The sequence below is a fragment of the Streptomyces sp. ISL-98 genome (assembly GCF_018614055.1).
In the GTDB taxonomy this organism is placed as follows: domain Bacteria; phylum Actinomycetota; class Actinomycetes; order Streptomycetales; family Streptomycetaceae; genus Streptomyces; species Streptomyces spiramyceticus.
Map to the genome: position 1 here is coordinate 1 of NZ_JAGGPB010000073.1, position 5134 is coordinate 5134.

The 5134-nt window shown below is 57.4% G+C and carries 2 rRNA genes; both read right to left on the reverse strand.

The window, feature by feature from the left end:
• Positions 1-22: 22 nt before the first annotated feature.
• A 23S ribosomal RNA gene (locus J7I98_RS36025) occupies positions 23-3146 on the reverse strand.
• Between the two features lie 300 nt (positions 3147-3446).
• Positions 3447-4972, reverse strand: a 16S ribosomal RNA gene (locus J7I98_RS36030).
• Together the 16S and 23S rRNA genes form the textbook arrangement of a ribosomal RNA operon.
• Positions 4973-5134: the final 162 nt, after the last annotated feature.

A 5134-nucleotide genomic window follows, 5' to 3' on the forward strand; every position in this document is an offset into this window, starting at 1 on the left:
AACACAGTGGACGCGAGCAACTGAGGACAAGCCCTCGGCCTATTAGTACCAGTCAGCTCCACCCGTTACCGGGCTTCCACATCTGGCCTATCAACCCAGTCGTCTACTGGGAGCCTTAACCCCTCAAAGGGGGTGGGAACACTCATCTCGAAGCAGGCTTCCCGCTTAGATGCTTTCAGCGGTTATCCTTTCCGAACGTAGCCAACCAGCCATGCCCTTGGCAGGACAACTGGCACACCAGAGGTTCGTCCGTCCCGGTCCTCTCGTACTAGGGACAGCCCTTCTCAATATTCCTACGCGCGCAGAGGATAGGGACCGAACTGTCTCACGACGTTCTAAACCCAGCTCGCGTACCGCTTTAATGGGCGAACAGCCCAACCCTTGGGACCGACTCCAGCCCCAGGATGCGACGAGCCGACATCGAGGTGCCAAACCATCCCGTCGATATGGACTCTTGGGGAAGATCAGCCTGTTATCCCCGGGGTACCTTTTATCCGTTGAGCGACAGCGCTTCCACAAGCCACTGCCGGATCACTAGTCCCGACTTTCGTCCCTGCTCGACCCGTCGGTCTCACAGTCAAGCTCCCTTGTGCACTTACACTCAACACCTGATTGCCAACCAGGCTGAGGGAACCTTTGGGCGCCTCCGTTACTCTTTAGGAGGCAACCGCCCCAGTTAAACTACCCATCAGACACTGTCCCTGATCCGGATCACGGACCGAGGTTAGACATCCAGCACGACCAGAGTGGTATTTCAAGATTGACTCCACACACACTGGCGTGCATGCTTCACAGTCTCCCACCTATCCTACACAAGCCGAACCGAACACCAATATCAAACTGTAGTAAAGGTCCCGGGGTCTTTCCGTCCTTCTGCGCGAAACGAGCATCTTTACTCGTAGTGCAATTTCACCGGGCCTATGGTTGAGACAGTCGAGAAGTCGTTACGCCATTCGTGCAGGTCGGAACTTACCCGACAAGGAATTTCGCTACCTTAGGATGGTTATAGTTACCACCGCCGTTTACTGGCGCTTAAGTTCTCAGCTTCGCACGCCCGAAAGCGCACTAACCGGTCCCCTTAACGTTCCAGCACCGGGCAGGCGTCAGTCCGTATACATCGCCTTACGGCTTCGCACGGACCTGTGTTTTTAGTAAACAGTCGCTTCTCGCTGGTCTCTGCGGCCACCCCCAGCTCACCGTGTAAAACGGATCACCAGTGATGGCCCCCCTTCTCCCGAAGTTACGGGGGCATTTTGCCGAGTTCCTTAACCATAGTTCACCCGAACGCCTCGGTATTCTCTACCTGACCACCTGAGTCGGTTTAGGGTACGGGCCGCCATGAAACTCGCTAGAGGCTTTTCTCGACAGCATAGGATCATCCACTTCACCACAATCGGCTCGGCATCAGGTCTCAGCCTTAATGTGTGACGGATTTGCCTATCACACGGCCTACACCCTTACCCCGGGACTACCACCGCCCGGGCTGGACTACCTTCCTGCGTCACCCCATCGCTTACCTACTACCACCTTGGACCGGCGGCTCCACCACTTCCCTTTGCCCGAAGGCTCCAGGACGGCTTCACGGCCTTAGCATCAATGGATTCGATACTGGGCGTTTCAAAGCGGGTACCGGAATATCAACCGGTTGTCCATCGACTACGCCTGTCGGCCTCGCCTTAGGTCCCGACTTACCCTGGGCAGATCAGCTTGACCCAGGAACCCTTAGTCAATCGGCGCACACGTTTCTCACGTGTGTATCGCTACTCATGCCTGCATTCTCACTCGTGAACCGTCCACAACTCGCTTCCGCGGCTGCTTCACCCGGCACACGACGCTCCCCTACCCATCCCAGCAGGCGTTGGCCCTATTGCTGGAATGACACGACTTCGGCGGTACGCTTGAGCCCCGCTACATTGTCGGCGCGGAATCACTTGACCAGTGAGCTATTACGCACTCTTTCAAGGGTGGCTGCTTCTAAGCCAACCTCCTGGTTGTCTCTGCGACTCCACATCCTTTCCCACTTAGCGTACGCTTAGGGGCCTTAGTCGATGCTCTGGGCTGTTTCCCTCTCGACCATGGAGCTTATCCCCCACAGTCTCACTGCCGCGCTCTCACTTACCGGCATTCGGAGTTTGGCTAAGGTCAGTAACCCGGTAGGGCCCATCGCCTATCCAGTGCTCTACCTCCGGCAAGAAACACACGACGCTGCACCTAAATGCATTTCGGGGAGAACCAGCTATCACGGAGTTTGATTGGCCTTTCACCCCTAACCACAGGTCATCCCCCAGGTTTTCAACCCTGGTGGGTTCGGTCCTCCACGAAGTCTTACCTCCGCTTCAACCTGCCCATGGCTAGATCACTCCGCTTCGGGTCTAGAGCGTGCAACTCAATCGCCCTATTCGGACTCGCTTTCGCTACGGCTTCCCCACACGGGTTAACCTCGCTACACACCGCTAACTCGCAGGCTCATTCTTCAAAAGGCACGCAGTCACGACTGCATGTGCAAGCACATACAGCGACGCTCCCACGGCTTGTAGGCACACGGTTTCAGGTACTATTTCACTCCGCTCCCGCGGTACTTTTCACCATTCCCTCACGGTACTATCCGCTATCGGTCACCAGGGAATATTTAGGCTTAGCGGGTGGTCCCGCCAGATTCACACGGGATTTCTCGGGCCCCGTGCTACTTGGGTGTTGCACAAGCAAGCCGTTGATGTTTCAGCTACGGGGGTCTTACCCTCTACGCCGGACCTTTCGCATGTCCTTCGCCTACACCAACGGTTTCTGACTTGCCCAACAGCCGGCAGACTGTTGAAGTGCAATCCCACAACCCCGCATGCGCAACCCCTGCCGGGTATCACACGCATACGGTTTGGCCTCATCCGGTTTCGCTCGCCACTACTCCCGGAATCACGGTTGTTTTCTCTTCCTGCGGGTACTGAGATGTTTCACTTCCCCGCGTTCCCTCCACATACCCTATGTGTTCAGGTATGGGTGACAGCCCATGACGACTGCCGGGTTTCCCCATTCGGAAACCCCCGGATCAAAGCCTGGTTGACGGCTCCCCGGGGACTATCGTGGCCTCCCACGTCCTTCATCGGTTCCTGGTGCCAAGGCATCCACCGTGCGCCCTTAAAAACTTGGCCACAGATGCTCGCGTCCACTGTGCAGTTCTCAAGCAACGACCAGCCACCCATCACCCCGCTCCGAGGAGCGAGTGCACTGGGGCCGGCATCGCGAAGATAAAGACCAACAGGTCCGTACCCTCAGATACCCAACAGCGTGCCCGACCCGACCAACCCGATATCACGTTCCACGCCGAAGCAGTACTAGTGAACCTTGCCGATCGTGCCGAGTAGTCAACGTTCCACCCATGAGCTGACCACCGTCGAACATTTGCCGACGTAGTGGCTCTGGATCTCTTGCGAGATCTAGATGCTCCTTAGAAAGGAGGTGATCCAGCCGCACCTTCCGGTACGGCTACCTTGTTACGACTTCGTCCCAATCGCCAGTCCCACCTTCGACAGCTCCCTCCCACAAGGGGTTGGGCCACCGGCTTCGGGTGTTACCGACTTTCGTGACGTGACGGGCGGTGTGTACAAGGCCCGGGAACGTATTCACCGCAGCAATGCTGATCTGCGATTACTAGCAACTCCGACTTCATGGGGTCGAGTTGCAGACCCCAATCCGAACTGAGACCGGCTTTTTGAGATTCGCTCCGCCTCGCGGCATCGCAGCTCATTGTACCGGCCATTGTAGCACGTGTGCAGCCCAAGACATAAGGGGCATGATGACTTGACGTCGTCCCCACCTTCCTCCGAGTTGACCCCGGCGGTCTCCTGTGAGTCCCCATCACCCCGAAGGGCATGCTGGCAACACAGGACAAGGGTTGCGCTCGTTGCGGGACTTAACCCAACATCTCACGACACGAGCTGACGACAGCCATGCACCACCTGTATACCGACCACAAGGGGGCACCTATCTCTAGGTGTTTCCGGTATATGTCAAGCCTTGGTAAGGTTCTTCGCGTTGCGTCGAATTAAGCCACATGCTCCGCTGCTTGTGCGGGCCCCCGTCAATTCCTTTGAGTTTTAGCCTTGCGGCCGTACTCCCCAGGCGGGGAACTTAATGCGTTAGCTGCGGCACCGACGACGTGGAATGTCGCCAACACCTAGTTCCCAACGTTTACGGCGTGGACTACCAGGGTATCTAATCCTGTTCGCTCCCCACGCTTTCGCTCCTCAGCGTCAGTAATGGCCCAGAGATCCGCCTTCGCCACCGGTGTTCCTCCTGATATCTGCGCATTTCACCGCTACACCAGGAATTCCGATCTCCCCTACCACACTCTAGCCTGCCCGTATCGAATGCAGACCCGGGGTTAAGCCCCGGGCTTTCACATCCGACGCGACAAGCCGCCTACGAGCTCTTTACGCCCAATAATTCCGGACAACGCTTGCGCCCTACGTATTACCGCGGCTGCTGGCACGTAGTTAGCCGGCGCTTCTTCTGCAGGTACCGTCACTTTCGCTTCTTCCCTGCTGAAAGAGGTTTACAACCCGAAGGCCGTCATCCCTCACGCGGCGTCGCTGCATCAGGCTTTCGCCCATTGTGCAATATTCCCCACTGCTGCCTCCCGTAGGAGTCTGGGCCGTGTCTCAGTCCCAGTGTGGCCGGTCGCCCTCTCAGGCCGGCTACCCGTCGTCGCCTTGGTAGGCCATTACCCCACCAACAAGCTGATAGGCCGCGGGCTCATCCTTCACCGCCGGAGCTTTTAACCCCCGCCCATGCAGGCAGGAGTGTTATCCGGTATTAGACCCCGTTTCCAGGGCTTGTCCCAGAGTGAAGGGCAGATTGCCCACGTGTTACTCACCCGTTCGCCACTAATCCACCCCGAAGGGCTTCATCGTTCGACTTGCATGTGTTAAGCACGCCGCCAGCGTTCGTCCTGAGCCAGGATCAAACTCTCCATGAATGTTTTCCCGTAATCGGGAGTGAACACCACGTTGAGCGGAACAGATCGGGCCGGAATATGGCCCGCTGTCCTCAGCGTCCTCGCTGTGTTTGCCTACCCGCCGCATGGGCCGGTAGGACTTCAAAGGAACCACCAACCCACCGAAGTGGGCCGGGGTATCAA